The 26,463-nt window shown below is 35.1% G+C and carries 35 protein-coding genes; 6 read left to right on the top strand and 29 right to left on the bottom strand.

The window, feature by feature from the left end:
* Window positions 1–30: 30 nt before the first annotated feature.
* The 4 genes from IE867_RS12155 to IE867_RS12170 form a co-directional block, all read right to left on the bottom strand.
* Window positions 31–270 carry a hypothetical protein gene (locus tag IE867_RS12155; RefSeq protein ID WP_192484988.1) on the bottom strand — a complete coding sequence of 80 codons (240 nt, stop codon included), beginning with the start codon at window positions 268–270 and terminating at the stop codon, window positions 31–33.
* Window positions 271–351: 81 nt separating this feature from the next.
* On the bottom strand, window positions 352–810 hold the full coding sequence (locus IE867_RS12160; protein ID WP_192484989.1) for a hypothetical protein: 459 nt from the start codon (window positions 808–810) through the stop codon (window positions 352–354).
* The gene (locus tag IE867_RS12165; RefSeq protein WP_318779349.1) at window positions 789–1,664 is read right to left on the bottom strand and encodes an IS3 family transposase; all 876 of its coding nucleotides are present in this window, start codon (window positions 1,662–1,664) and stop codon (window positions 789–791) included. Before IE867_RS12165 ends, IE867_RS12160 begins: the two co-directional genes overlap by 22 nt.
* 11 nt (window positions 1,665–1,675) lie before the next feature.
* Window positions 1,676–1,969: a transposase gene (locus tag IE867_RS12170; RefSeq protein WP_192484990.1), complete on the bottom strand. Its 294-nt coding sequence runs from the start codon at window positions 1,967–1,969 to the stop codon at window positions 1,676–1,678.
* A 53-nt stretch (window positions 1,970–2,022) separates the two neighbouring features.
* Between IE867_RS12170 and IE867_RS12175 the strand changes: the two genes are divergently transcribed.
* A complete protein-coding gene (locus IE867_RS12175) occupies window positions 2,023–2,328 on the top strand; it encodes a hypothetical protein (protein WP_192484991.1) in 306 nt (101 codons plus the stop codon).
* Between the two features lie 366 nt (window positions 2,329–2,694).
* Here IE867_RS12175 and IE867_RS12180 read toward each other — a convergent pair whose 3' ends face one another.
* The 11 genes from IE867_RS12180 to IE867_RS12230 are packed head-to-tail and all read right to left on the bottom strand — an operon-like array spanning window position 2,695 to window position 12,617.
* Window positions 2,695–3,459 carry an SDR family NAD(P)-dependent oxidoreductase gene (locus tag IE867_RS12180; protein WP_192484992.1) on the bottom strand — a complete coding sequence of 255 codons (765 nt, stop codon included), beginning with the start codon at window positions 3,457–3,459 and terminating at the stop codon, window positions 2,695–2,697.
* Window positions 3,431–3,967 carry a DUF3833 domain-containing protein gene (locus IE867_RS12185; RefSeq protein ID WP_192484993.1) on the bottom strand — a complete coding sequence of 179 codons (537 nt, stop codon included), beginning with the start codon at window positions 3,965–3,967 and terminating at the stop codon, window positions 3,431–3,433. Before IE867_RS12185 ends, IE867_RS12180 begins: the two co-directional genes overlap by 29 nt.
* Window positions 3,968–4,014: 47 nt before the next feature.
* The gene (locus tag IE867_RS12190; protein WP_225630053.1) at window positions 4,015–5,298 is read right to left on the bottom strand and encodes an MFS transporter; all 1,284 of its coding nucleotides are present in this window, start codon (window positions 5,296–5,298) and stop codon (window positions 4,015–4,017) included.
* Window positions 5,295–5,837, bottom strand: coding sequence for a chalcone isomerase family protein (locus tag IE867_RS12195; protein ID WP_192484994.1), 543 nt, complete (start codon window positions 5,835–5,837; stop codon window positions 5,295–5,297). The genes IE867_RS12190 and IE867_RS12195 overlap by 4 nt, the downstream gene beginning before the upstream one ends.
* Window positions 5,830–6,987: an SAM-dependent methyltransferase gene (locus tag IE867_RS12200; RefSeq protein ID WP_192484995.1), complete on the bottom strand. Its 1,158-nt coding sequence runs from the start codon at window positions 6,985–6,987 to the stop codon at window positions 5,830–5,832. The genes IE867_RS12195 and IE867_RS12200 overlap by 8 nt, the downstream gene beginning before the upstream one ends.
* Window positions 6,988–6,995: 8 nt before the next feature.
* Window positions 6,996–7,784, bottom strand: a complete 789-nt coding sequence (locus tag IE867_RS12205; protein ID WP_225630054.1) for a DUF1365 domain-containing protein — start codon at window positions 7,782–7,784, stop codon at window positions 6,996–6,998.
* The gene (locus IE867_RS12210) at window positions 7,772–9,037 is read right to left on the bottom strand and encodes an NAD(P)/FAD-dependent oxidoreductase (protein WP_225630055.1); all 1,266 of its coding nucleotides are present in this window, start codon (window positions 9,035–9,037) and stop codon (window positions 7,772–7,774) included. The genes IE867_RS12205 and IE867_RS12210 overlap by 13 nt, the downstream gene beginning before the upstream one ends.
* On the bottom strand, window positions 9,037–9,894 hold the full coding sequence (locus IE867_RS12215) for an acyl-CoA desaturase (RefSeq protein WP_162902255.1): 858 nt from the start codon (window positions 9,892–9,894) through the stop codon (window positions 9,037–9,039). The genes IE867_RS12210 and IE867_RS12215 overlap by 1 nt, the downstream gene beginning before the upstream one ends.
* A 1-nt stretch (window position 9,895) precedes the next feature.
* A complete protein-coding gene (locus IE867_RS12220; RefSeq protein WP_192484996.1) occupies window positions 9,896–10,771 on the bottom strand; it encodes a MerR family transcriptional regulator in 876 nt (291 codons plus the stop codon).
* On the bottom strand, window positions 10,768–11,664 hold the full coding sequence (locus IE867_RS12225) for a TIGR01777 family oxidoreductase (protein WP_192484997.1): 897 nt from the start codon (window positions 11,662–11,664) through the stop codon (window positions 10,768–10,770). Before IE867_RS12225 ends, IE867_RS12220 begins: the two co-directional genes overlap by 4 nt.
* Window positions 11,665–11,675: 11 nt before the next feature.
* Window positions 11,676–12,617 (bottom strand): 2-thiouracil desulfurase family protein, encoded by a 942-nt coding sequence (locus IE867_RS12230; RefSeq protein ID WP_192484998.1) that lies wholly within the window; start codon window positions 12,615–12,617, stop codon window positions 11,676–11,678.
* Window positions 12,618–12,749: 132 nt separating this feature from the next.
* Here IE867_RS12230 and IE867_RS12235 point away from each other — a divergent pair, with 132 nt between their 5' ends.
* From IE867_RS12235 to IE867_RS12250, 4 genes are read left to right on the top strand one after another with little or no spacing between them, the layout of a single operon-like run.
* A complete protein-coding gene (locus tag IE867_RS12235) occupies window positions 12,750–14,129 on the top strand; it encodes a cytochrome ubiquinol oxidase subunit I (protein WP_192484999.1) in 1,380 nt (459 codons plus the stop codon).
* A gap of 2 nt (window positions 14,130–14,131) precedes the next feature.
* Complete coding sequence (locus IE867_RS12240) at window positions 14,132–15,094, top strand: cytochrome d ubiquinol oxidase subunit II (protein ID WP_192485000.1); 963 nt, start codon at window positions 14,132–14,134, stop codon at window positions 15,092–15,094.
* Between the two features lie 29 nt (window positions 15,095–15,123).
* Complete coding sequence (locus IE867_RS12245) at window positions 15,124–15,435, top strand: hypothetical protein (RefSeq protein ID WP_192485001.1); 312 nt, start codon at window positions 15,124–15,126, stop codon at window positions 15,433–15,435.
* 51 nt (window positions 15,436–15,486) lie between these two features.
* Window positions 15,487–16,209, top strand: a complete 723-nt coding sequence (locus IE867_RS12250; protein WP_119344529.1) for an SDR family NAD(P)-dependent oxidoreductase — start codon at window positions 15,487–15,489, stop codon at window positions 16,207–16,209.
* 3 nt (window positions 16,210–16,212) lie between these two features.
* Here the strand turns inward: IE867_RS12250 and IE867_RS12255 are convergent, their stop codons facing one another.
* The 14 genes from IE867_RS12255 to IE867_RS12320 form a co-directional block, all read right to left on the bottom strand.
* Window positions 16,213–16,572, bottom strand: coding sequence for a thiol-disulfide oxidoreductase DCC family protein (locus IE867_RS12255; protein ID WP_192485002.1), 360 nt, complete (start codon window positions 16,570–16,572; stop codon window positions 16,213–16,215).
* A 16-nt stretch (window positions 16,573–16,588) separates the two neighbouring features.
* A complete protein-coding gene (locus tag IE867_RS12260) occupies window positions 16,589–17,857 on the bottom strand; it encodes an MFS transporter (RefSeq protein WP_192485003.1) in 1,269 nt (422 codons plus the stop codon).
* A gap of 50 nt (window positions 17,858–17,907) precedes the next feature.
* Window positions 17,908–18,933: a site-specific integrase gene (locus IE867_RS12265; protein ID WP_192485004.1), complete on the bottom strand. Its 1,026-nt coding sequence runs from the start codon at window positions 18,931–18,933 to the stop codon at window positions 17,908–17,910.
* The gene (locus IE867_RS12270) at window positions 18,926–19,414 is read right to left on the bottom strand and encodes a hypothetical protein (protein ID WP_192485005.1); all 489 of its coding nucleotides are present in this window, start codon (window positions 19,412–19,414) and stop codon (window positions 18,926–18,928) included. Before IE867_RS12270 ends, IE867_RS12265 begins: the two co-directional genes overlap by 8 nt.
* Complete coding sequence (locus IE867_RS12275; RefSeq protein WP_117004108.1) at window positions 19,392–19,652, bottom strand: class-II aminoacyl-tRNA synthetase family protein; 261 nt, start codon at window positions 19,650–19,652, stop codon at window positions 19,392–19,394. The genes IE867_RS12270 and IE867_RS12275 overlap by 23 nt, the downstream gene beginning before the upstream one ends.
* Window positions 19,653–19,765: 113 nt before the next feature.
* Entirely contained in the window at window positions 19,766–19,984 is a 219-nt protein-coding gene (locus IE867_RS12280; protein ID WP_192485006.1) for a hypothetical protein, read from the bottom strand.
* Window positions 19,985–19,987: 3 nt separating this feature from the next.
* The gene (locus IE867_RS12285; protein ID WP_192485007.1) at window positions 19,988–20,650 is read right to left on the bottom strand and encodes an O-methyltransferase; all 663 of its coding nucleotides are present in this window, start codon (window positions 20,648–20,650) and stop codon (window positions 19,988–19,990) included.
* Between the two features lie 90 nt (window positions 20,651–20,740).
* Window positions 20,741–21,058 carry a hypothetical protein gene (locus tag IE867_RS12290; RefSeq protein WP_192485008.1) on the bottom strand — a complete coding sequence of 106 codons (318 nt, stop codon included), beginning with the start codon at window positions 21,056–21,058 and terminating at the stop codon, window positions 20,741–20,743.
* Between the two features lie 2 nt (window positions 21,059–21,060).
* Window positions 21,061–21,378 (bottom strand): hypothetical protein, encoded by a 318-nt coding sequence (locus tag IE867_RS12295; RefSeq protein WP_192485009.1) that lies wholly within the window; start codon window positions 21,376–21,378, stop codon window positions 21,061–21,063.
* On the bottom strand, window positions 21,371–21,616 hold the full coding sequence (locus tag IE867_RS12300) for a hypothetical protein (RefSeq protein ID WP_119342970.1): 246 nt from the start codon (window positions 21,614–21,616) through the stop codon (window positions 21,371–21,373). The genes IE867_RS12295 and IE867_RS12300 overlap by 8 nt, the downstream gene beginning before the upstream one ends.
* A 36-nt stretch (window positions 21,617–21,652) precedes the next feature.
* Window positions 21,653–22,237 (bottom strand): DNA-binding protein, encoded by a 585-nt coding sequence (locus IE867_RS12305; protein ID WP_192485010.1) that lies wholly within the window; start codon window positions 22,235–22,237, stop codon window positions 21,653–21,655.
* Window positions 22,238–22,251: 14 nt separating this feature from the next.
* Complete coding sequence (locus tag IE867_RS12310; protein ID WP_192485011.1) at window positions 22,252–22,908, bottom strand: ATP-binding protein; 657 nt, start codon at window positions 22,906–22,908, stop codon at window positions 22,252–22,254.
* Between the two features lie 3 nt (window positions 22,909–22,911).
* Entirely contained in the window at window positions 22,912–23,427 is a 516-nt protein-coding gene (locus IE867_RS12315) for an HD domain-containing protein (RefSeq protein ID WP_192485012.1), read from the bottom strand.
* A gap of 9 nt (window positions 23,428–23,436) precedes the next feature.
* The gene (locus IE867_RS12320; RefSeq protein ID WP_192485013.1) at window positions 23,437–24,390 is read right to left on the bottom strand and encodes a recombination-associated protein RdgC; all 954 of its coding nucleotides are present in this window, start codon (window positions 24,388–24,390) and stop codon (window positions 23,437–23,439) included.
* 741 nt (window positions 24,391–25,131) lie between these two features.
* Here IE867_RS12320 and IE867_RS12325 point away from each other — a divergent pair.
* Window positions 25,132–26,160: a PDDEXK nuclease domain-containing protein gene (locus IE867_RS12325; RefSeq protein ID WP_225630056.1), complete on the top strand. Its 1,029-nt coding sequence runs from the start codon at window positions 25,132–25,134 to the stop codon at window positions 26,158–26,160.
* The last annotated feature ends 303 nt before the right edge of the window (window positions 26,161–26,463 follow it).

Raw genomic sequence — 26,463 nt, forward strand, 5'->3', positions numbered from 1 at the left:
AAAAAGCAAGAACAGATAATAAGCAAAATATTAATATTGTAACTGAAGATAAAACCATGCTAAATTAGGGTGGTTTAAGCGGCAATTGTAGTTGTCGTTAACCGGCAAAGATAATTGTCGTTCAATACCATTATCGCATTTACCTGTTACTTTGGTATATTCGATATGAACATTTTTTGCCTTGAGTGCTTGAGCTATTGCATCATGTGTATTGGCAAAGGCGCAATTAACAGAAGCAAGAATTACGATGGTGGTTAATATTTTTTTCATTGTTTTCTCCTTGGTTATTATCTGGGAGAAAACAATATCCCTTGTGGGAGAAAGTTTAGCTCCCATTTGGGTTTGAAATGTTTAGACAAAATACCATATGGCGACTGCTGCAATTGCAACTGCCCACCATGGAATATTTCGCTTTGGTTTTTGTGTAGGTTCGATAACAGGTGTTGTATCTATTTTCAGTGTATGCGCTAGTGATGCTTTATTATTAGGCAACACATGTACGGCACGTTGAAAATCAGCAACAACAACTTCTGGATGTACAAAAGGGACAATCCAGAGTGCATCGTGTAAAACGTATACGCCATAGCCTTTAGTCTTCATTGTGCTGTTAATGTGTTTCATTACATCAATAGCTCTTTTATTGGACTCAAGCTTGTGGTACTCACCGTTACTGTTAATAACCAACTTTGATAGCTGTGTATTTTTCAGATTTTCGATGTGGCCTAACTCACTTTTAAGTGTTTTAGGTTGACCAGATGACTGTACGCTTTGTGTTTTTTGGTTTTGACCTACCCCGTCAATTTGGGACACTTTTGGTTTTCGGATTCCATACTATCTTCAAACTGTTTTGGTGTCATGTAATTTATCGTTGAATGTTTCCTTTTGGTGTTATAGTAAGCTTCAATATACGAAAAGATTGAGGTTTTTGCCTCAGCCCTTGTTTTATAACTCTCATCATGCACTAACTCAACTTTTAATGTGCCGAAAAAGCTTTCACAAGCAGCATTGTCATAGCAGCAGCCTTTACCACTCATGCTTGAAACTAAAGTGTGCTTTCTTAGCAAGTTTTGGAAATCGGATGAACAATATTGGCTGCCCTTATCTGAATGAACAATGGTACCTGTAGGAAAATGCCTTCTAAACAGAGCCATTTCTAACGCATCACATGCTAACTTTGCCTTCATGCGTTTATCCATTGACCAACCAATAACTGCGCGTGAATATAGGTCTATTACGACACACAGATATATCCAACCTTCATCTGTTGGAATATAACTAATATCCGTTACCCATGTCTTATTAGGCTTTTTCGCATTAAAATCCTGTTGCAGCAGGTTATCATTAACATTTTTATTATGATCAGAATCCGTTGTCACCTTATATCGTCGTGCCGCCTTAGAAACAAGACCCATCCATTTCATGCGCCTAGATACCCTTTCTTCCGTAACCTTCCAGCCTTGGTCTTGTAAAGTACGATAGACACGTGTTGCACCATACCTTGCCTTATTCTCATTAAAAATGGTTACAATGGCTTTATCTAACTGATTATCGTTGAGCTGTCGTTTGCTAATAGGTGTTTTTAACCAGCGATAATAAGCTGATGTGCTAACACCTGTGACTTTGCATAGTGTTGTCACGGGGAGTTGCGACCTATGCTGATCAATAAACGCGTACTTTACGTGTTGTGATTCGCAAAGTACGCTGCTGCCTTTTTTAAAATTTCACGCTCCGTTTCCGCTTGTTTTAATTTGCGTTTTAACTGGGCATTTTCAGCAATTAGTTGCTGATAACAGGTTTTATAATCAATTTTTTCTGGTGGTTGGTCAGACATACTCTGTGCTATCCAGCTGCATAGTGTTTTGTAGTTTATGCCTAGATCATCCGCTATTTGTTTGCGATTAGCATCTTTTTCTAAAGCTAATTTAACTGCTTCATTTTTGAACTCTTGCGTGTGGCGAGATTTTGCCATTTTGTGCTCCTCATTCTGGTGGACTCATTGTCCCAAATTGAGGGGGTACATCAATGGGGCTATTCAGTGACTTCATTTTTTTCAGTGAATTTTCTTTTAATCTTATTGATATCATCGATATATGTACGCGTAGCTGTATTGCGATTGATAATGACGATGATTTTAAAGAAGCTTGTTATAATTTCTATTGCTATTCCTTTGATCACGATTATGACGCCTATATGGCCTTACTGGATAATGATCATATTTCAAATGCCAAAAAAGAAATCGTCAGCAATCTAAGAGATAACCCAGATGATATCTTTCAGTTTGATTTTGAGGATGAAGATCCCGATATTATCAGTTATTCAAAGCATTAAATAGTTGGTTTATCATTATCGAAATACGCATAAATAATATTATTAGCGTTATTGTCAAAGAGGTTAACTTTTTTAATGTAGCGTTGCTGTGTGTTAAGCGACTGATTGATGATTTCACGCATTTTGACCAGATCAGCACCGGCCAGTGCTGCACTGGTGTTGAAGCCAGAGCGTAATCCGTGTGGTGAGAGGTTAGTTGTATTAAGACCAGCCTGCTGACATCTCTTTTTAAATAGTTGATAAAATCCTTCATAAGTGAGTTGTTCTTTTCTGATCTTGAGTCTACCTCTGTGTAATAAATTTAAAATACATTTGTTGAGGTCATAAAATGTACGTTAATAAAAAGATTGTTAGAATTATTTGGGCTTATTTAATAATATTTTTCTTAGCTGCAAGCAACCTGAAATAAAGTCTATAGGGTAAGTAAGATATAATTTTCATGATTCGAGTAAATTTTTTCGGAAAATGTATTTCAAAGCGCCTTGTTGTTAATCCATTTAAAATAGCGACCGCTGCATCATTAGGTTCCATTAAGCTAGGCATTTTAAAGTTGTTTTTATCAGTTAATTTTGTTTTAACAAATCCTGGGTTAATCAACTTGATATTAAAATCTTTATGCTCTGCTTTAAAGCTTTGAACTAGATTGATTACCGCGGCCTTTGTTGCAGCATAAGGCTGAGAATATGGCAGTCCCGCATATCCTGCAACACTTGCCGTAATTGCTAACACACATGATGGGTTTTGCTTTAAATAGTCAAAAACACCCTCAATCAATACAAAAACAGATTTTAGATTAATAGCAATTGTCCTATCCACTAGTTGATTTGAGATATTTCCTATCTTGGCAGGTTCGTAATACCCTGGGAAATATAGAATATAGTCTGGTTTATGCTTGTTTAGCACTGTTTGTATACTTTTATTAAAATTTAAATAATTTCCCACATCAAAAGCTTCGATATGAAATTCATTGCTAAGTTCGCGAGATAGTGTCTGTAGTTTGTCTTGATTTCTTGACGAGATAATTAGCTTTGTCTCTTGTTTATCAAGTAACCGAGTCACGGCCTTACCAATACCGTCACTAGCTCCAATAATCCAAATCGTTTTATGGTGATACGGATTGGTTCTTGTCATCTTTGGGTAGTCCTTTTTTATGCATGAATAAAGTCAATGAGCCAACGGTTAAGCCAAATTTTTTGAAGTAGTTTTTATTGATCAAAACATCATTATGCATTAGAAACATCCAATCATCAAAGTTAAGTCGGTAGGTGCTATTGCCAACTTTGACATCCATAGTGTATTGCCAGTTCATTGCATTACCTTGAACATGGATTTTAGCAATACCAATCACATCCTTTGTTTGTCCTTCATAATAATGGTTATTGATTTTCTTAATGGTCCAAATACGATGATCTTTGCTGCCATCATAATAGATCATATGCTCATCGAGTGTACATACATCATCTTTCCAACTGGCATCAGCAATAAAGTCAAATTTTTTGACCACATTACCTTTCCAATCTTCAATAATACCAGAACCTTCTATTCTCCCGTCAAGATAGTTTTTTAAATCAAGCTTTGGGGTCTCGTTTTTATAATACTCAATACCGCTAGAGCAGCCTGATAATAAACTTATTGCCATAAAATACACTCCTAGTATCATTAGTTGTAACAATCGAAATAACGCATTCACTTAACACCTCCTTCTTGTCGTCGGGCTTGCCAGATAAATAAACTGATTAATGCTGCCGCTTTGATTAAACAGGGCAGTAAACAGTACAACAACTTGATCAAAATAACGTTTGATAAATCAACCGTGTTGATAGCTATCTGAACATCAAGCCACGGCAAAGTCACAATTGTTGCCAAGGCGAAACTAAATTTACCAATAAATGATAACAATGCATAGTAACCATTGCCTAACGGATTTCTTTCTTTGGTATCGATCCACTGCGCCAGTAATAGATTCGGCAGAATGAGCTCAGCAGAAAAGCATAACCCCGAAGTAAAGCTGATGATTGAGAATGCTAATATATCCCCTTTGTTTAGAAAAAAGGCACACATAAAAATAATGATGGCAATGATGATGGCATACATCCAAATATGCACCTCACCGTAACGCAATGCTAGCTTTCTCACAAAAGGAATAGCAATAATCGTGCCCAGAAAATATAAAAAAAGATAAAGCCCTGTATATTGTGGCATCTGCAAAACATAGCGACTATAAAAGGCGAGCATCACCGCAGGGATCGCAGAACCAAGAGCACTGATACTATAACTTAAGAATAAAAATTTTCCCTGTTGATTCATCTGCGCAAAATAGTACTTATAACCGTAACTCTTTTCATATGTGTCTTTTTTTATCGTATTATTCTGCTTATGGACAGCACGATACCATTGTAAGAATTTAATACTGGTAAAAATAATGATCACACTAAAAATCAAGCTATAAACAAAATAACTTGTTTGCACTGGTAGTATACTCATCAAAATAAAAGGCAAAATTGATGCCACTAAAACACCTATAATGTTGAATATCTCACGCAGACTAATAATATCTGCTTTTTCTTTTTGCCCTTTTTTCCAAAGTGCACCTTGCGTATTGATAAATATCGTTAAATAGCTGTAGGCTAATGTTGACAGCAAAACACCAATTAACAGGTTGATCAATCGACTGCCTATCATAGGGTTGCATAATATATAAAACCCTAGAATAAAAAGAGCAACAATCACAATAAAACTTTTCTTATGCTGCCGAGGAAAGCGATCACAATACCAACCAATAAAGGGATCAACGAGCGCATCTAACACCCGTAGTACAAAAAGAGTAATACTTAACACTGTTAATGATAAACCAAAATAATTATGGTAATAATCAGGCAAAAAGATATAAATAGGAATACCAGCAAAAGCCACAGGAAAAACCATAAGGCTGTATTTAATCTTCAGTGACTTTTCCATTTCTATAGTCATTTTAGCCCTCGTAATTGTCGTGATAATTCAAGGTTTTCTGATTGATCACTCAACCAGATGGCAAAAAATGACTTTGAGAAAGCTAATGAATCGACCTGACCTAAATACCTGCCTTGTCCTGTAAAAAACAAAGTCCTTTGCTTGCCATCATAATAACCAATTAGGCTTTGATTTTTCTTGATATCTGGGAAGATATTTTGTAGCTGATTTTGCCACTTTTTAAGATCATCATTGTTGTTTTTGGGTGTTTGCGATGCCATCTGCTCAATGGTTTCTTCAATAATTGATTTAGCTGAGAAATCTCTTAAATAGGTGAGTTTAAGAAAAAAAGAGCGTTGCCAACTAAAATCTTTGGTTGGTGCATAAAGGGCTGCATAATAAACATCCCAGAACCAATAAGTATAAAGAATCTTGCCGACTAATTGCGGATTTTGTTTTTCCACCTTGGAAAAAGAAGTAGTATTGGCATAAAGATGGCCACAACAGAATATAAAAAGGCTTAATGCAAATAGCAAAAATTGCCGATATAACTTAAGCATGTGCTATCTCAATTTGCACAACATCAGTGCGCTGACTGGTAAATGTTGCAATACACGATGCCAAGTAAAATTGCCACATCCGTTGAAAGCTCTCATCAAAGCCCATTGACAATAACTCTTTATTTTTTTCATTGAATCGCTTAAGCCAATGCGAAAGTGTCTTAGCATAATCTAGACCAAAAAATTTCTCATTAACGATTTTTAATCCGACTTTTTGAAGTTCGCTTTTAATAATTTTCATACTTGGCAGCATTCCTCCTGGAAAAATAAAGGTCCTAATCATATCAGCACCTTTATCATAGTCTTTAAATAGATCATCAGCAATTAATATACTTTGTAACATAATTCTACCATTGGGCTTCAAGAGTGATTTCAATTTACTAAAATAAGTTGACCAATAGGCTTTACCTACCGCTTCTATCATCTCAATTGACACAATAATATCATATTGCCCTTGTTGAATACGATAATCCTCCAATGCAATCAATGATTTATCCTTTAATCTGTCTTGCGCATAATACTGTTGCTCTTTAGATAAAGTAATTCCCTTGTAGTCATAGCTACCGGTATTGAGGGCTTTTTCTGCGAAACCGCCCCAACCACAGCCAATTTCTAATAGACTACCTTTTTGGGGGATTTTATCCAAGATATGCTGATATTTATTTTGCTGTGCCTCTACTAATGTCTGTGTTTGTTGATTAAAAATAGCTGATGAATAAGTCATTGATTCATCTAACCATAGTTGATAAAAGCCATTACCCAAATCATAGTGTGCATGAATATTTTTCTTGCTTTGCTTTACAGTATTTCGTTTAGTCAAGTAGAGTAAGATAGATAGCTTGCGATAGAGAAAGCTTCCCTTAATATATCCATCAAGAATATTGTCGTTATCAAGTGCAAAAATAAGCAAATCTTGCAAATTGGATGTTGACCAGTAAGCATCTCGGTAATCCTCGGCAAACCCGATATCGCCTTTGCGCGTTAAATTAGCGAGCACCCGCCAATCTTTTATCGCAATATCAGCCACTTTACCTGATATTGAGCCTTTGAAATGATGTGTTTCACCCTCTGGTAGCGTAATCGACAAGCTACCTTTTTCAATATATTGCAGTGATTGAATGAGTTTATTTCTTAAAATACGTTCAAACATTTATAACCTCACGAATATTTGTTTTTATTTTCTACTTGAGCTAAGGTAACCTTTTTTTCATAAGGTTCTGGCACTTGACGATAACCCACTTTTTTTATCCATAATTTCAACGCCTGATAATGAATTAAAAACATGACTTTTGCTGTCAGAAACGGTACTTTCATCATTGATTTTATAATTGTTGATGATTGCAAGCTTTGCATTTCTCCTGTCACAGATGTTAACAACTGCAACATTTTTTCCTGATAATAGTAGATGAATATACGAATCTTGCCACAGTCAGTGACTTGAAAATTAAAGCGATAACTGCCCATACGATCATAAAATGGCGATACATGAAACATCTTGTTGGCATGGAACCAAGTGTTATCGTCTATTTTGCTTTTATCATTGGCAATACACACATAGCAATGAGATTGTTTGAATGTATTATTTACCTCGGCAATAATACCCACTAATTGCCCCTGATAAAATCCAAACCAAAAGCTCACAGGATTAAATAAATAGCCATAGACACGTGGCATCGTCATCAAGTATAAATGATCAATTATGACATCATATTGAGCAAAAATATCTTTTGCCCACTGCTTGGATGAACTGCCATCACGATACCCATGATCTTTATCATAAAAACTTAAAAGATTAGGTCTATTAACCGAGAAAAAGTTACTTGCACAATGGGGATCATCCATATCTAAGACCACATAATAACAACGATAGCTAAACTTATTCACTTTGGGCTTAAAGCGCTTATGATGTACTTTGGCATTAAGCACGCCGGTTTTCATCGGTGCCATGGCGCATTAACTCCAAGCATTCTAGCCACTTCAACTGCGCTGAAAATACCATCTTCATGAAAGCCATATCTCAAATATGCTCCACAATAATACGTATTATTTTGTCCTTGAATAGTCATGAGTTTCTGTTGCGCGATGATAGCTGCATGATCAAACACCGGATGGCGAAAGACATGTTGGTCAACAATTGTGTCCGCTTGTGGGAATATTGCTGGATTAATTGTCACAAAATAATCTTTTTCTGAGGCTAGTGACTGCAAATTATTCATCCAATAACTTAATGAGATAGATTGATCTGAATCAGATAAATAAACCCAACTGGACCACGCTTTTTTTCTTTTTGGCATCAATGTTTGATCACTATGCAAAACCATATGATTATCTTGATAGTTGATAGCGCCTAGATATTCATACTCTTGTGTTGTTGGGCTTTCTAACAGCTTAAGCACTTCATCCGAATGCGTGGCAAAAATCACTTTATCAAAAGTTTGCGTACTCCCGTGCTTATCTGTAATAACAACCTGCTCTTTAGATCGTTTGACATAATCAACGCCTGGTCTAAAAGCAACATTGGCATTGTTAAGTCTATCAATAATTTTATCCGTATAGACTTTACTGCCGCCATCGATTGTATACCATTGAACAGGTGCGTTAATATTTAACAATCCATGATTGTTAAAAAACCTTAAGAACGTTATGGCTGGGAAGTCATGCATTTGGCTTGAAGGAGTGCTCCAGATTGATGCCCCCATTGGCAAGAGGTAGTAGTGACGAAAATACTCACCAACATTAATTGGCTGCAGAAACTCAGCTAATGTGAGGTCATGATTTAAGTGATCATTTGCTAAAAATTTTTTAGCCGCATTGTTAAACTTAACAATATCTCGCAGCATCATTAAAAACTTAGGATTAAACAGTTGTCTTTTCTGAGCAAACAAACTCGAAAGACGTTCACTACCATATTCAATCGCTCCATTATCAATAGATACTCCAAACGACATGCTACTTTTTTTGACTGGCACACCCAGTAATTCAAACAAGGCAGTCAAATGTGGATAGGTCTGGTAATTAAAAACAATAAAACCGGTATCAATCGGTAAACGTGCTTTTGTAAAAACAGTTCGTGCATGTCCTCCGTAGTATCCATTTTTTTCATAAAGTGTAATATCAAAGTGATCTTTCAATAAAAAAGACGCTGATAATCCTGATATTCCACTACCAATAATTGCAATTTTCTCGATTTGCTTGTCCATTATTTTAAATAACCACCTTCTTTTAGGATTTTATCTGGCACTTTTTTTAAATTCCTTACAATGCCAAGAAATGATAATAGCTTTAATATGTAAAAAGTTATGTCGATTTGAGAGAATGAAAAGCCTTGATTGGCTGAACCTGCATATCGATGATGATTATTGTGCCAGCCTTCGCCAAATGTGAGTATAGCTATAAACCAATTGTTTCGACTATTATCTTTCGTGTCAAATGGTCTTTTTCCAAAGATATGAACGATAGAATTAACTGAGTAAGTGACATGATTCACAAACACGGTTGGAATCAAATAACCCCATAGGACATAGTTCCATCCACCAATAGAATATAAGGCAAATAAAACAGGGATTGGTGTTATATACCAATATCTCTCAATAAATCTAAGTTCTCTATATTTGCTGAAATCACGAATAAGATTGTAATGAGCGTTTAAGTTGGATCGTTTCATAAACCATAATAAATGACTTTCTATAAAATGCTTTTTTATGGGGCTGTGAACATCTAAATTAGTGTCTGAATTTCGATGATGATAGCGATGGTGCGAAGCCCACCATAATGGTCCACCTTGTAACGCAAGCGCACCTAGATATGCAAGTAAAAACTGAAAAATTCTCGATGTTTGAAATGACTTGTGAGAAAAGTATCGATGATAACCAGCGGTCAAAGCAAAGACACGAACACTATAACTAGCAATAAAAAGATAGATGTCAACCCATGTAAATAAAGTTGTAAAAGCAAAAAATGGAAAAATATGAATTAAAACAACAATAAGAATAACTTTTAGAGAGTAGGCTTCTATTCTAGAGGCTAATCTCATGCCATTATTTTTGAATGTTAACATTTTAGTAGACCTCATCTATTGCAAAAACTCGTTTGAATGCTTCAAAAAGCTCAATATAGCTAGATGGCAGTAGATCAATATCACCTGAATAGTTATCTTTTTTATACAGGCTAAGCGCTACATTGTTAACATTGGCTGGTAATTTAGCTTCAAGTTGATTTAGATAAAAATCATCATGTCTCATATAGATTATTTTTATTGCTGATGTTGGAAGCTCTAAAATGGAATCTGAAGACGATACGCCTGAACAGAAAAATATTTCATAACCATGTGCTGATAAAATATTAGCAATCATTAATCCATGCAAAACAAGTGGTTTAACCATAGCAGTACGATAACCAATAATATAAACCTTTTGTCTTTTGGTTTTCGTTTTTTCAATTATATTTCGATATAATCGAAGTATAATCATATCAATAATTCTCTCTTTGATTACTTCAGCATAACCAATATGTATAAAACTATCTTTATTAAGAGATTTCATCATTGCTGGGTGAATGATTTGTGCATATGACTCTGGTGAGTAGAGCGACATTAAGTCTTCAATTTCTTTAATTGATGCATCAATCCTATACTCTTTAACAAGCTTATTAAGCTTATCAAATGATACCATGTGATGACTTTTTTTATCTCTAACAACAATATGACCATCATGTTCATTCAAAATAGCAGGAACTTCTCTAATAGCATAACCATAATTTAATAGTGTGATTGTCTTTTGGATGGTTTTAATATCATCATCCGAGTACAAACGGTGCCCTTTTTCAGTGCGTTGTGGTGTGATAAGGTTATATCGCTTCTCCCACGCACGCAGCGTAATTGGCTTAACACCAGTTTTCTCTGATATATACCTAATTGGATAGAGTGATTCTGTCATTGCGTTGCCCCAGTAATTATTTTATCTATACATGAGTTGATAGAAGTATCGTTAAATTGAAACCCATAGTCACTTAATAGCGTTGGATATATATTATGACTTCCTAGTAAGAGCTCTTTTCCCATTTGTCCAAAGAGCATCAGTACAATTCCCTTGGGAATTTTAAATAATCTTGGTCTATTGAGTGATACACATAAACTTTCAATTAGCTCTCTTTGAGTAGAGGGATGAGGTGATACAATGTTAATGGCTTTAGAATGAATTCTTTTGTCAATAATAAAACAAATAGCACGACAAAGATCGTTTAAACTGACCCATGATATTAACTGAGTACCATCTCCGATAACCGCTCCAAGGCCGATTTTTGCACTTGGTATTAGTTTGGCAAGCATTCCACCATTGTCTAAAACAACACCAAACCTTAATATAGTCCATTTTCTTACATTGGATAAGCTAACCACTGATTCCCATTGGTTTGTTATATGCTGACAAAACGACCAATTTGATGGTTCCGTTTTTAGAAAGTTTCTTTCATCTTGTTTTTTTGAAGAAAATGAGTAAAAACCTATAGCACTTGCATTGATGAGCCAAATATTCTTTGATCCAATCAGTTCAACAAGCTTATGAGTCGTTTTGGTTCTACTATCAATAATCTTTTTTCTTATCCTGTTTGACCATCTTGAATCACTGATATTATAGCCACAAAGATTGATGATAATATCAAATTGACTAATTACATTTTCATTTAAATTTTCCCATATCAAAACAGATTTATAAGCACTATTTACTAAGTTAGAACTTCTTGACAGCAGTGTTAAGTCATGATTAGCTGAAAGAATATTTGCTAAAGATTTTCCTATAAATCCTGACCCACCGGCAATCAAAATATTCATACCTCACCTCTTTACATTTTACTCATTAGACCAAGATTTTCTGGATAAAGATTCAAATAACTTTGCTTCAACAAGTATTCTATTCTATAGCGTATCAGATAATGTTTTATCATCTCTACTGGAACGGCTAAAGGAATAACCTCATCATGAAATTGCTTTATTTTAACTTGTAGATCTTGTCGTTGCTCTGCATTTATATTTTTGTTTATCTCTCTTAATATTCTTTGAAGAATGTTGACATGATGACCTTTCCTGGCAACTTTTTCAAAAATGGTGACAAAAATCTCAAAATATTTCTTTTTGAGTATCTCAATAGCTACATGATTAGATTGAGCTATTAATTGTCCCAGTAACTTCTGCTTATCTGGATTATGTAAACGCATGAGCATCTTATGCCGGAGATGAAAGTTCATCAAATCATTGATTGTAATAATATTTAGATGATTAGATTTTACTTCAGCATTTAAGAAAACACGCTTGATAAAATGTTCTTTTAAATAAGGATCATTTAGCCTACCTTCATCTTCAATCACTGCGTTAGGTATCACTCTTTCTATAGTGTCAACAAAACGACCATTAGCTTTATTATAAATGACATTTTTTTCTTGATTATAAACTTTGACAGATTTATTTCCGCAACTAGGCGAATTTTTCTTTAGAATAAAACCATCGACGTCTTTCATCTTCTGAACTAATGTGAGGCAAGCGTCATCTAAAGTAGATGTCAAATCTCGAGAGGTATCATTTTCTAAGACAAGGATGTTTTGATTATACTGTTGAAGGTAAATAGGTTTTCTTGGAATACCGAGACCTGCAAAAACTTCAGGGCATATAATTCGATATGAAAAAATATCACTAAAGGTTTCACCTAGCATCTTGTTATTAGAGTTGGAACCGTTAAATCTAACATTATTCCCAAGCAAACAACTTGATATAGCAATAATAGGTTTCATTGAAGTACTACTTTTCCTTGTCATGCTATACATGTTAGTCAAACAAAGATTATTTGTATAGTTTTAATTGTTAAATTCAAAATGATAGAATAATATATCTATACAAAATAGCTAAAATTTGGAGAGATTGACATGTCTTGGATGGAAATATTATCTCGTGCTCAATTTGCCTTTACCGTTAGTTTCCATATACTTTTCCCCGCATTTAGTATTGGTCTGTCAACTTTTCTCATGATATTTGAAGCAACATGGTTGATAACAAAAAAAGATAAATATTTAGCGCTTGTTAAATTTTGGACTAAAATATTTGCTTTGACTTTCGGTATGGGTGTTGTCTCGGGCATTGTTATGGAGTTTCAGTTTGGCACCAACTGGTCAGGCTTTGCAGAAAAAGTCGGTCCTGTTCTGGGTGCACTTTTTACTTATGAAGTGCTTACCGCATTTTTTATAGAGGCAGGTGCGTTAGGTATCATGATATTTGGCTGGGGAAGAGTCAATAAATATCTCCATTTTCTGTCTAATGTTGTTATATTTTTGGGTGTGACATTATCAGCTTTTTGGATTTTATCAGCCAATTCATGGATGCAAACCCCAAGTGGTGTGAGTTATATTGATGGCAGATTTATCATTCACAGTTGGTATGAAGTCATTTTTAATCCATCAGTTATCCCACGCTATATTCATATGCTCATGGCAGCATATCTTAGTACCGCTTTTGTTATCCTTGGTGTTGGCGCATATTATATGATTAAGGGAATTAATAAGCAGTTCTCACAGATATGTATTAAATTTTCGCTGATTAGTATTCTGCTTTTAAGTATAGGACAAGTGTTTGTTGGTGATGATGTGGGTCTTGAAGTACACAAACATCAACCACTTAAGACAGCAGCAATAGAAGGTGTGTGGGAAACACAAAAAGGTGCACCTTTAGTACTGTTTGCTTATCCTGATGAGAATCAAGAAAAAAACTTGTTTGCCATTGAAATACCTAAACTGGCTTCTTTGATTAATACCCATAAGCTTGATGGTCAGTTGATTGGCTTGAAAACCGTTAAAAAAGAAGACAGACCATTGGTTGCTCCTGTATTTTATAGCTTTCGGATAATGGTTGGGGTTGGTTTATTAATGGTGTTAATAGGCATCATTGGTTCTATCTTAGTAGCCAAAGGTAGCATTTTAAAAGCAACGCGATTTTTAAAAGTATGCGTCCTATGCTCACCGATTGGCTTCATTGCAATCATAGCAGGTTGGTTTACTGCAGAATTTGGTCGTCAGCCATGGGTAGTATACGGTATGTTAAGAACTGAGTATGCGGTTAGTGACCTAAGCTTTATTCAAGTCGCTATATCATTGTCACTAATTATTATTGTTTACTTCGTTATATTTGGTTTCTTTTATTTTCGCTATTTCAGTCGGATTATTAAGCAAGGTCCATCAGAACCTGGAACAGAAAGAATGCCATATGCCTACTTTCAATCCGTTGAAGAAAACATATCCAAAAAAGGAGATTAATCATGGACTACCTTGGTTTAAGCTGGCTTTTGATTATTGGTTTCGGCCTTTTAATGTACGTCATACTTGATGGGTTTACACTAGGGATTGGTGTATTGCTACCGATATTTAATAGCGATGAAAAAGATATCGCTATTAGTATATTGCTACCAACATGGGATGGCAATCAAACTTGGCTGGTATTTTCACTTGCCGCATTTTATGGCATGTTTCCTATCGCATTTGCTTTTTTGTTTCCCAAAATATATCTTCCCGCAATTTTATTGGCACTGATGCTTTTGTTTAGAGGTATATGCTTTGAATTTCGCTTAAAATCAAAAAAAGGCATTAAAAATTGGGATCGCTTATTTTTTGTGTCATCATTGATTATTGCCTTTATCCACGGCTATCTAGTAGGACAACTTGTCGTTGGTTATTCAGAAGCTCACTATTTAGATGGTGTTGCATTCAAATTAACAACAGGCATTACCTTAACCATTGGTTACATGCTACTAGGCGCTTGTCGATTAATTCTAAAGACAGAAAATAATTTACTCACTAAAGCGCAAAAATCTGCCACTATACTGGCGTTGTTATTAATATTAATGATGCTTATCGTTGGTATAGAAACAATAGTTCATCACAAAATAAACCTACTATCTGGCAAGATAATTCTTTTGGCATTAATGCTTTCTTTAACTTTAGTTACATTCATTATATTATTTTTTAGCATTAGAACAGCTAAACATTATTTACCCTACTTACTCAGCGTTATTATATTTGCACTGACTTATGTCAGTATGCTCATATACATCTTTCCTTATATCGTGCCTTATGAGTTAACTTACACACAAGCAAAAGCATCAGATACTACTTTATCATTTACTCTAATACCAGCGGCTTTCATGATTCCTTTACTCTTGATTTATACCAGCTATGCTTATTACATCTTTAGAGGAAAAACGAGTGAAAAACTTAAGTATTAAATTGACGTAATTATACAAAGGAGTGCACTGTGAATAAATTACAAATAAAGTCACTTATTAAAAAAGAGAAGGTTGAAGTTAACATACTTCCTAGAAGGTCACACTATTTGGTTATGTTTAAATGTGAATCTGGTAAAAAGCATCTATATACTGCTTTTTTCACTAAGAAGCCTGTGCTATTTACAAACCTTGATCAAGTAAATACTTTTCTGAAAAAGCTTAATATTAACTTCTATCAGCTGGCTCAAAATTGCCCACATACTGAAATGATGGCCAGTAGTGATCATATGGGCTTAAATGCAACAAGAAGTACTAAAGAGTATATACAAGTTAGAATATAAACCATTCAATTCATATTCTAGCTATGAAAATCATTGAGAAGGTATTGAAAAATGCATGAATTTAAAAATATTGTTATCTTTGGTGCAACAGGCGCAATTGGATCATCATTAATCGATTTTCTCAAAGTATACTACCATCAAGCAACTATTCATGCTGTATCCCGTAACTTCAAAAATAAATTAACCGGCATTATTTATCATCAAATCAATTATTGTGATGAACCAATGATTCAGGCATTAGCTGTCGATATTTCAAAAATTATGCCTATTGATCTTGTTATTATAGCTACAGGTATGTTACATGATAATCAAATCATGCCTGAGAAATCAATCAAAGAAATATCAGCGGATAAACTCCTTAAGCTATATCAGGTTAATACGGTTTTACCTTCGCTTATTTTTAAACACTTTACACCCAAATTAAATTCTACCCAAACATCCGTTATTGCAGCTTTATCTGCACGTATTGGCAGTATCTCAGATAATAGGTTGGGGGGATGGTATAGCTATCGCGCCTCTAAAGCCGCGTTAAATATGGTTATCAAAAATGTGGCAATTGAAACGTTAAGATATAACAAAAAAGCTATCGTCGTTGGAATGCATCCAGGTACTGTTGACAGCGCTTTGTCTTATCCTTTTCAAAGAAGTGTTGATAATAATAAAATCTTCACACCTGGGCAATCTGCGCAATATCTATTAAATCAAATCAATAAGCTGACTATTGCAAACACAGGCAAAATATTTGCTTGGGATGGTCAAGAGATAGCGCCTTGATAATTATTGTTTTAGATGACAGTAATCCATTCGTTTAAAGCGCCATTTTGCAAATATCTTGTACATCAGGCTAAACATCATTCTCACGCCTGGTAAAGATACTATAAATGCTAAAACTCTCCATTTATCAAGATTTCTCCAAATTAATGTAAAAGCGTCAACGCCTTTATATAAAGCACCATTCTCGTCAATTGCATGCAGAAACATTAAAGTGTCTAATGTTGTTACACCAATACTTTCAAGGTCGCTGTGATGTTCAAAGATGTCACACCACTGAAACAAATTAGGTGGTGATATTTTTTTATAGTAATTTATCTCTTTAGTGCACAAACCGCATTTGCCATCAAAATATACTTTTATCATAATGCTTTACCGTTCTTTATTCATTGTGGGGGAGGTGAAGTATTTTGTATCTGCTCTTGAAACATAGATGATAAGTGATAGCAAATAGAGTAATACCAAGTATGATTGAGAGCATAAATATTAAAATATTAACTTGTACCACTTTATGAATAATTCCTTCGTGGATAAGCCAATGTATTAAATTATTTTTATCCATAATAAAGCCACTAAATAATTGGCCGCACTCAGTAATTCCAGTGATAATCATATTTGTCAAAGCAATTCCTAAGGCAGTAAACTCAGGCTTACAAAATTTATTAAATAATTGCCAGACCAGGACTTGAGCAGCTGAAAAACAGCCTAATAAAAAGACTAAAATACTAATATTAACCCCAAATAAATCCACATTCATTGTCAACGAGAATATTATTACTACAGAGATAACAGAAGATAAAATAATAACCTTTGCCATACCAAATAACTTTGCTAGCAGAATCATTATTGGTGAAAAAACGACCCAACCCATTAGCAAAAATGATATTTCTTTGACTGCATGGTATTGATTAAACCCATAAATGTCAGAGAAAAATAATACACCAAATTGTGCTGATAATATCACAGTTGGAATATATATAAATCCTCCCCACGCTGAATTTAACCAAAGAAGTTTATTCTTTATCAAAGATAAATATGTATCTATGCCATAGCCATTGAAAAAGTTAATGCTCTTGCGCTTTTTTTGTGATAATACGACAAATGATATCAAGGCTAATGGCAAAGAAACTAAACCTGAGATCAAAAAAATAATTTTCCAGTCTATACCTGTATCTGATAAGAAGACACTTATTTGTTGAGAGAATATTCCTGCAAGTGTACCAAATGATATTGCTATACTCGCAAGCAATGAAAAATAGGTGCTGCTAAAATATTCTCTTGATATCTTCAAAACGCCTATAAATGCAAATGCAGACCCAAAACCAATTAATAACCTTCCTATAACCGCAATGCTATATACTGGCGACAAGAAAATAATATTTCCAAGGCCACATATCAAAATGGCAAACGAGAAAACATATTTATTTTCAAATCGATCTAAAATAATCCCACAAGAAATCTGCATCAATAGATAAGTCAGACTATAGCTTGACACAAGAAAGGAGTAGTCAAATTTTGAAGATAGATGGAAATATTCCACTATTTGTTTTTCATAAGCACCATTAATTAATCTTAGAAAAAATTCATACCCATAGAATAATAGGCCAATAAGGAAAACCATTGTTAAAGCTATATTTTCTTTAAAACTCATATGTAATTGCCATAGATTTAATTTTTTATTAAAAATTTTGATTACTCTCATTACTTAAATACTCTATTTTGGTTAGCTTTAAAGTGCTCATAGATACTATAATTAGCATTTTGATCGAATAGGTTAACTTTTTTGATATATCGTTGTTGCGTATTAAGTGACTGATTAGTGATTTCACGCATTTTGACCAGATTAGCACCGGCCAGTGCTGCACTGGTGTTGAAGCCAGAGCGTAATCCATGCGGTGAGAGGTTAGTTGTATTGAGACCTGCCTGCTGACATCTCTTTTTAAATAGTCGATAGAATCCTTCGTAAGAGAGCTGCTCATTTCTGACTTTGCAACCACCTTTGTGCAGTGACTTAAAAATATATTCTTCATCTGTCAGATCAATTGCCTCTAGCCAATGCTGCAATGCGTTAACTGGACAATGTCGGGTCGATTTTGAATTAAATGGTATTGCAACCTCATGACCCTTAGCCAGTTGATCTGTTTTAGACTGTCTTATGGTGACAATCATGCCGTGAGCGTCATTAAAATTTACGTCCTCATTTTTTAATGCCAGAAGCTCAGAGGCACGAAATCCGCCAGAGAAGCCAACAAGCAAAAGTCCTCGGTCACGTACACTTAAGAGATCATTAGCATTGATACGGTCAATAATTTTAATGAGCATATCATAGGTGACTGGATCAGATGCGTTTTGATTTCTGCTGATGTCGCGCTGAATACCTTGAAGCAGTGTGTCTATTCTGGGGTGTGCTAAAGGTGACAGGTGTCCCTGTGTTTTATGATGGTAGTCTATTGATGCTTTAATAACTGCAATTGTTGACCAGCTATAACTTTGGTCATGCAGATAGACGAAAAAGGCATAGGCAATTTCTGGGGTAAGTGGCATTGATGTGACCTTGAAGCCATCACAATAACTCTGAACTACTTTAAATGCCGATTGGTAGCGCTTTATAGTATTGCTGGCACGTGATTTATGCTCAAGTTCTAAACCTTTCTCATAAGCATGCTTAAGATCATCCTGGGTGGTTGTTTCAAACTGAGTATGAGTAAAGTTGGGCAGCTTATCCATGTGCGCAGACATCCTCATTTTTTATATCATCAAGGATGCCGTTATCGACTATGCGGTAAATATGTCTGTACATGTTGGGCACCTCCGCTTTAGCAAAGTGTGAATCGCCCGTTGAAAGAAAGCACCACATCTCACCAATATCATGCTCAATGGTGTTAAATTGAATATTATTCTGGATAAGCCAATCAAGATGTTCTGTCATATCATCCACTGCATCACCTGAGTATTCTCTAAATTCGATGAATAACTTGAGTTTTCCATAAAATTCAGCCAGAGAAAGTGACTCGAACAGTGTCATTTCAAAATTTGCGCCAGAGATATCAATACAGAAGTAAACAGGCTTATTATCTTTATTGACGTAGCATTGTACATTTGCATTCAGGTAATATTGATCAAATACTCTTTTATATTCGTCGTAACAGCGTGTATAAATTGCCAGATGATTGGCTGTAAATACTTCATTGGGACTGACAGTTTTCATGTTGATCATCACCTTTTGGCATAGTTGACTTAGCTCTTAAACTGATCTGATGGATTTTCTCGATTTCAAGTGGGATCAAAGACTGGGTATTATCCATTGTTGAAAGAATATGAACAAATACATTGCCAATCTCTGTTATGGTGCCACGAATTTCCTGATAATTATCATAGAGTAAGTAGACTGACTTATTCTGTGCTTGTGCTTTTTTTAGTTTTTGTGTGTTTGCGTGTAGATTCATTTTTTCTTCTATTATGTTTACTTGTTTTGTTGTTTCGATCCTGCTTGATTTCGCCTAGTTTTTGGCGCATTATTTTCTTGAGAACGCCTAGGTAACTATCATTGTTCATTCGGTTATTTTTCATCATTCTTTTCATCTATGTCTTTGGTTTTAATGCCATCACGTAGTTCTTTTTTCATCTTAGCTAAATTAAAAGCAGTTACTGCATCACAGGCTTTTTTCCATAAGATTGTATAATTAGGCTTTGCTTTTTCATGATCTGACAGCGATTTGAGCTTGGCTTTTAATGCCCTAGCTCCAGCTTCTGTTTTTAGAAGTTCTTCAATGTTCATCCGCTAAATTTTCCTAACAATTGTTAGACCATCACCTATGGGTGTTAAAATAGATTCAACCCTTTTATCCGCCTTGATAAATTTATTTATTGCTCGGGTTGCTTCTATGCTAGGTGTGTTGATACTTGCATCAATGACTTTGCCACCTCTAAGCATATTGTCTAAAACAATCAAACCACCTTTTCTTATGAGTTTATAACTTAAGTTGTAATACTCATAATATTCGCTTTTATCAGCATCAATATAAACAAAATCAAAACTGTCACTGTGACCAGATTCTATTAGATTGGTTAAGGTTTTAATTGCAGGTGCGATTTCTAATTTTATTTTCTGATTGACCTTGGCTTCATGCCAATATTTTTTATACTCGTCTAAATTACTGTCATCTACATCGCACGCATATATTTGACCATCGTCAGGTAATGCTAAAGCGAGCGCTAAAGTGCCAACGCCTCTGAAAACACCGACTTCAATGACTTTTTTTGCATTAATCATCTTCATTAGCATTTGCAAGAATTGAAGCTGATCTGGTGCTGTTATCATTTCAGATAGTTCATCATTTTTAGCCTGATTTAACATTTGCTCTTGTACTGGTTGCATGTTAAGCGTGTGATCTAAAATATAACGATATAATGCTTCGTTTTTAAGTAATGTTGATAAACTCATATGATCTGTTTCCTTTTAACTTCAGTCATTGATTCACTTTGGCGCATGATTTTTTTAAGAATGCCCAGGTAGTTATCATTGTTCATGCGATTATTTTTCATCGTTATGCTCATTAATACCTTTTACTTTAATAACCTCATCTTTTTCTAGCCATATTTCTTGATAATCAAAGCCATCTTCTGTTATTTTGCGAATAAAGTTCTTATCTATTCTTTTTAATGTGACTGAGTCAAGCTCAATTAAAATCAAATGGTTTTCATCATCTATTTGCTTGATTGTCCCTGTATAGTCAGAGATATCCAAACCTTTATAGTCAGGATCTTCAGTACCACATTTAACTCTAACCGTAGCACCCAATCTAAGCTTGCTTGTATTTTCTTTTGATTTGCGCCAATTAAATTTTAACATCCTTACAGCACCTTTCTCTTATGGCTCCACGATCTAGACAACACATTGATTCGATTAAGCTCTTGACTTCTAAGTTGACTGTAAATCGATGACATTGCAGCTTGTGCATTATACGGTTCTTGATCAAGTTTGGTGTTTAAGGTGTAGCCATATCTTCTTGTGTATTTTCTAACAGTCGTTTCCTTGAAACCAGTTTCTTGACAAACTTCTTTGTAGGACTTGCCTTGCACTTGAAAATTATACAGAACCTCATTCAAGGGTAAATTATATTTTGACTCAACAACCGCCTTAAATGAATCATTGGAATATTGATTAGCCATTATTTGACGACCTCAATTTATCTAGACCCTTCATCATCAGTAGCGCTAATCCATGTTGGGATATAGCCAGCTTAAACTGACTTACGCTAGTGTAGCCTAGAAGGCTAGAGATTTTTGTTAATGGCGCACCCTCGCCATTTAAAAACCAGCGGCTTGCCGCTCTGTTGTTAGCAAAATAGCTAACTTGAACACCCAGCATTGGCTTGCCGGATTTATTTTTTGGTTCATTAAAAATCAAGGCATTTATCCTTTTGTGAAAGTCCAATAATATGTATTAGCTTTCAGTTTTTTTATCTTTTTGTCTTCTTGTTTTCAACACTGCCATCTGAATTTCAACTTCATGCAATTTCTGACGTATCTTACTCAGTTCATCAGCTATTTTCTGTTCACGTTTATGGCTATCTTCCAGTCTTAAAGCACTAATACTTAATTCTTTCTCAAGTGCCATAATCTTTGAGGTGGTGGCATGTTGGCATTTTTCCAGTTCATTTTGCAGTTCAGCGGTCGTTTTTTCAAGCAGTGTTACCTGATCAAGTGCTTCCTGTGTATGTTGTGCTTCGAGATTAAGCTTTTGTTGATAGCTTGCTTCCTGTTCGCTCAACATACTTTTATATGCCGTCTTTAATGCGGTAATTAGTGTTTTAGGTAAGTCTGTAGCATCAGAGACCACCTGTTGCTCCTGCCACTGTTTAATGAAATCAGAAACGGTTGCAAATCCGCCACCTGTCACTGCAAGCACATTGCGCACGGTGACTTTTTCACCATCAGTCATTAATTTTTCGCATACCTGAGCGACTTCATCAAAACTCAGATTATCACGCTTTGCTCTTTTTCCTCTTTTTCCTATTTTATCTGGCATGTTTCAGTACCCGTTCATTTATCTTGAAAACTCAGTGTAACAGCAGCTCCTTTGCTATTATCATTCCTATTATCAATGCTAAAGTTTGCTTTTAATTTTTGCGCTATTTGGACACATTGATCAAGTCCTATACCTGTACTGTGTGATGTTGAAATACCTTTTTTTAGATAGTCATTCTTGCTTAGCTTATTGAAATCAAACCCGTGTCCATTATCAATAAATGATATTTTGTTTTCTTCACATCGTATTAAAAGCTCAGTGGCGCCAGCTTTAATTGCATTATGTCTAATGTTATTAATAAGCATTTGTATTTCTAGCGGTCTAAAAATACAAATATGGGTAGAGCAATTTTGCAATTTCACAGATAAATTATGTAAAGGCGCATTATTAAGATAGTTTTCAATAAACTCGTAGAGATCATTTTTTATTGTAAAGGTTTTAGCATCCCAGTTATTTGAAGTAATAGCGTTAATTAATTCGTTCATTTCAGCCAGGTGAAATAAGGTATATTCAAATTCTGTAATCAAGTCTTGTATTGCTACTTTGTCAGGGTTTGCGTAGTAACTTTTTAGCTCTGCCTGAATATTAGACTGTATTCCATGAGAGATTTGTTTTAAGGCATGTATGATCGCGCCAGTATTAGGCTCACCTATTTTTATCTGATCCTTCATCTTTCAACAGTCCCAATGCTGATCAGCAATAATCTTATGCGCCATATCTAGTAAGGTTTGATCACCTTCTTTTAAGACTTCCAGTAATAATATCTTTTCTTTAAAGTAAACTTTACCAAATTGTTTATCATACTGAAAAATCGATTTAGAGTTATCAATTAAATCCGCTATTTTGATTGTTTTAGCAGCTGGTGGTGCTTTTGAGATATGCGCTCTGTCTAAAGCTTTTCTGATCGCTCTATTGCCGTCATCTGGCTGACTAATATCTGTCAGCCAATAAACAAGCTCTGCAACCTCTTTGCCAAAAAGAGCTTCTATTTCTGATAACGTTGTATCAGTATCTTCCACAGTGTCATGTAGCAACGCAGCGATCAGCATTTCTTCGGTATGATCAACCTGACTTACAAGCGCTTTTACAGCACGAGGATGAACAATATAAGGCTCTCCCGTATACTTTCTTAGCTGTCCGTTATGTTTTGATGCTGCAAAGCTATCTGCCTTTGCTACCTGCTTACTCATTTTATTTCTCTAACTTTTAATTGTTAAGACTTCTTCGGTTTCTCTTGCTTCTTTTGCTTCTGTTGTTTCTGCTTTTTTGCTAAACACACCCATCATGAATTCTATAAAATGGCGTAGAGTTTCTGTCATTATGACAAAATCAGCATCGAACCGCTCTATCTCAGATTCAGTGACAATATCATTGGCCTTGTCTTGGACTAGCTCCAGAAATTTAAGTGACTTAATCATAAACTCATCATTAAGCACAAAAGATAGTTCATCTTGCCATGACAACGCTAATTGTGTGACTTCTCTGCCAGAGTCAATCAAAGAGATAATATCATCGGTAAATAAATTTTGTCGCTGACAACGAATAAGACCGCCATCATTGTTGTTATCCTGCAATACACACTGATCTTCTATGGTTAACTCTTGCGGATATTCATTGGTTTTTATCCAGTGAGTCAATAGCATAGAGACGGGTATTAAATCAGGCATTCTAATTTTTAAGCTGCCCAGTGTTTTACGTAAATTAACGGTTAAGATTTCTGCTTTTTTGCTTGAAGAAGCATTAACAACAAGCCAGTCATTCGCAGTGTCAATATAAGCGTGTATTACGGTATCACGTGTAAAGGCACGTGGTAACAGGCTTTGGTATATTTCTTCCTTTAAAGTGTCCTGTTCTTTCTTTTTAACCCTTCGGGATTCACGCAATTCAATTTCTTCGACTTTTTCATCGAGGATCTCTTTAATCACCGTTGCAGGTACAATTTTTTCCTGAATTTGAAAAGCTACCATAATAAAGCCATTCGCCTCATAGGCAATCGGTGAATCTTTGGATACGGGTGAAATCCATCCCATTGAAATTGGTTGAGATGGCGAGCATGGACTAAACTGATGCTCTTCCAGGCTTTTTTCAATCATTTCAAATGATAAATCAAACGGCTCGATAAATTCAAATAGTGCTATATTTTTAAACCACATCGCATCATACTCCTTATTTGCTGTGTCATAAATATCATAAAATATCAGTGTCGATATTTCAAGATATTATTTAGTTTTAAATCATATCAATTGATGAGTTTATTGCCAAGAAAGCAGATTTTTCTACAGCCTCCGTTTTCCTATTGCTAAATTTAACTGTTTTTGGCTGAATTCAATATTTACGCATTTTAAAGCTCACTATGCTGATTTTATGGCTTTGGCAAGCAAGTGCATTGCCATGCTTGAGAAATCCTTATTATCGCAATTTATGAGCGTCTAATTTTCAGTCAACTGCTCAAAATTTAGCAAAATGTGGTTTCTTACATTTATTCTATTTAGTCAAGAGAATGAACCTTCTCTATACTTAAATTCACTTTGACAGCGGAATGTAAATCTTAGGTGCTAATATTTTGGCGGGCTAGTTGGGTAAAATAGAATGCATAGTAGACATTAACAAATAAATGTCGCAAATAATATAATAATAGTCAGAGTTTTTGTGTGACATATAAAATCACAGAAATGCCTTAAATAGAGGGTGTATGTCAATATTAAAATATATATGTCACACTATGTCGCAATGTCAAAATAAAAGATAACCCCTTGTGTTCTAGTGTCTTGCGGGCTATTCCCATGCTTGCTGTCGCAAATGTCGCACGATCAATCATAATGCTTTATGAATTACCATCTTGCGTTATACTGTGAACAAATAAAATAAGGCGTATAAATATAAAGGGGTGTTACTTGTCAGTTACCACCAGCAATGAGTTGCTTAATGCCGTTAAATCATTGATAAATCAAGCAAGATCAAATCTTAAACGCACCGTTAATAATGCTATGACACAAACGTATTGGCATATTGGTCGATTAATTGTAGAAGATGAGCAAAACGGTGAAAAAACGGCTCAGTATGGTCAACAACTATTGCAAAATCTTGCGAAACAACTAACAACAGAATTCGGCAGGGGATTTGAGTTATCAAACCTTAAAAACATGCGCCAATTTTATCTGACCTATCCAAATAGCCAGACGCTGTCTGGCGAATTAACCTGGAGCCATTACTGTCGCCTGATTCGTATTAAAAATAAAGCAGCAAGGCAATGGTATGCAACTGAGACAATTGAACAGCAATGGAGTGTCAGAGCTTTAGATCGGCAGGTTAATAAGCTTTATTACGAGCGATTGCTATCGACTCATGAACAGCTACCTGCAAAAAATGAGGCTGTAGAAAAAACAAGAGCATTAAAAGACGACCCAAAGAATTACTTGCGTGACCCTTATATTCTTGATTTCATGAGTTTACCAAATTATCCATCCGTTGAATCTGAGCTTGAAGGAGCTTTAATTCAGAACTTGCAAGCCTTTCTACTGGAGCTTGGAAAAGGCTTTGCGTTTGTTGAGCGGCAACAGCGAATTAAAACAGCGGATCAGGACTTTTATATTGATCTTGTGTTTTACAATTTTAAGCTTAGCTGTTTTGTGCTCATTGATTTAAAAATAGGCAAGCTAACGCATCAGGATGTTGGGCAAATGGATACTTACGTGCGCATTTATGATCAGCATAAAAAAGGAGAGCGTGATAATCCCACAATAGGACTGCTCTTGTGCAATGAAAAAAGTGAAGCAGTTGCCAAATACTCAGTTTTAGCAGATAAGAAACAATTGTTTGCCTCAAAGTATTTTGATTATTTGCCATCTGAAAAGGAGCTGGAAGCGGAGCTATCGCGTGAAGTTAAACTGCTTGGCAATGAGCTTGGGTATGACCCTAGTTGATAGAAGCTAAGGATTGAAAGTGTTTTAACGCAGTTTGTTTTGCATCACAAGGATCCGCAAGTTGCTTAAACCTTTATATTCAAACTGTAGCATGAATGTTCTCTACAACTTTTAAATGCGATTGCCCTGAATACATTTTGTAGTGATATTAATATGGGTTATAATTTTTTGAATAAAAAGTTTGAAGGTTAAAGCTGGCATGATCATGACATTTAAGTCTAAATAAATTCACAACACCATGAATAGTTTGACATAATCTCTTTGCACTTAGAAAAGCTAGCTAAGAGTTACGCTAAGGCTGTT

This window comes from Cysteiniphilum marinum (assembly GCF_014857925.1).
Classification (GTDB): domain Bacteria; phylum Pseudomonadota; class Gammaproteobacteria; order Francisellales; family Francisellaceae; genus Caedibacter; species Caedibacter marinus.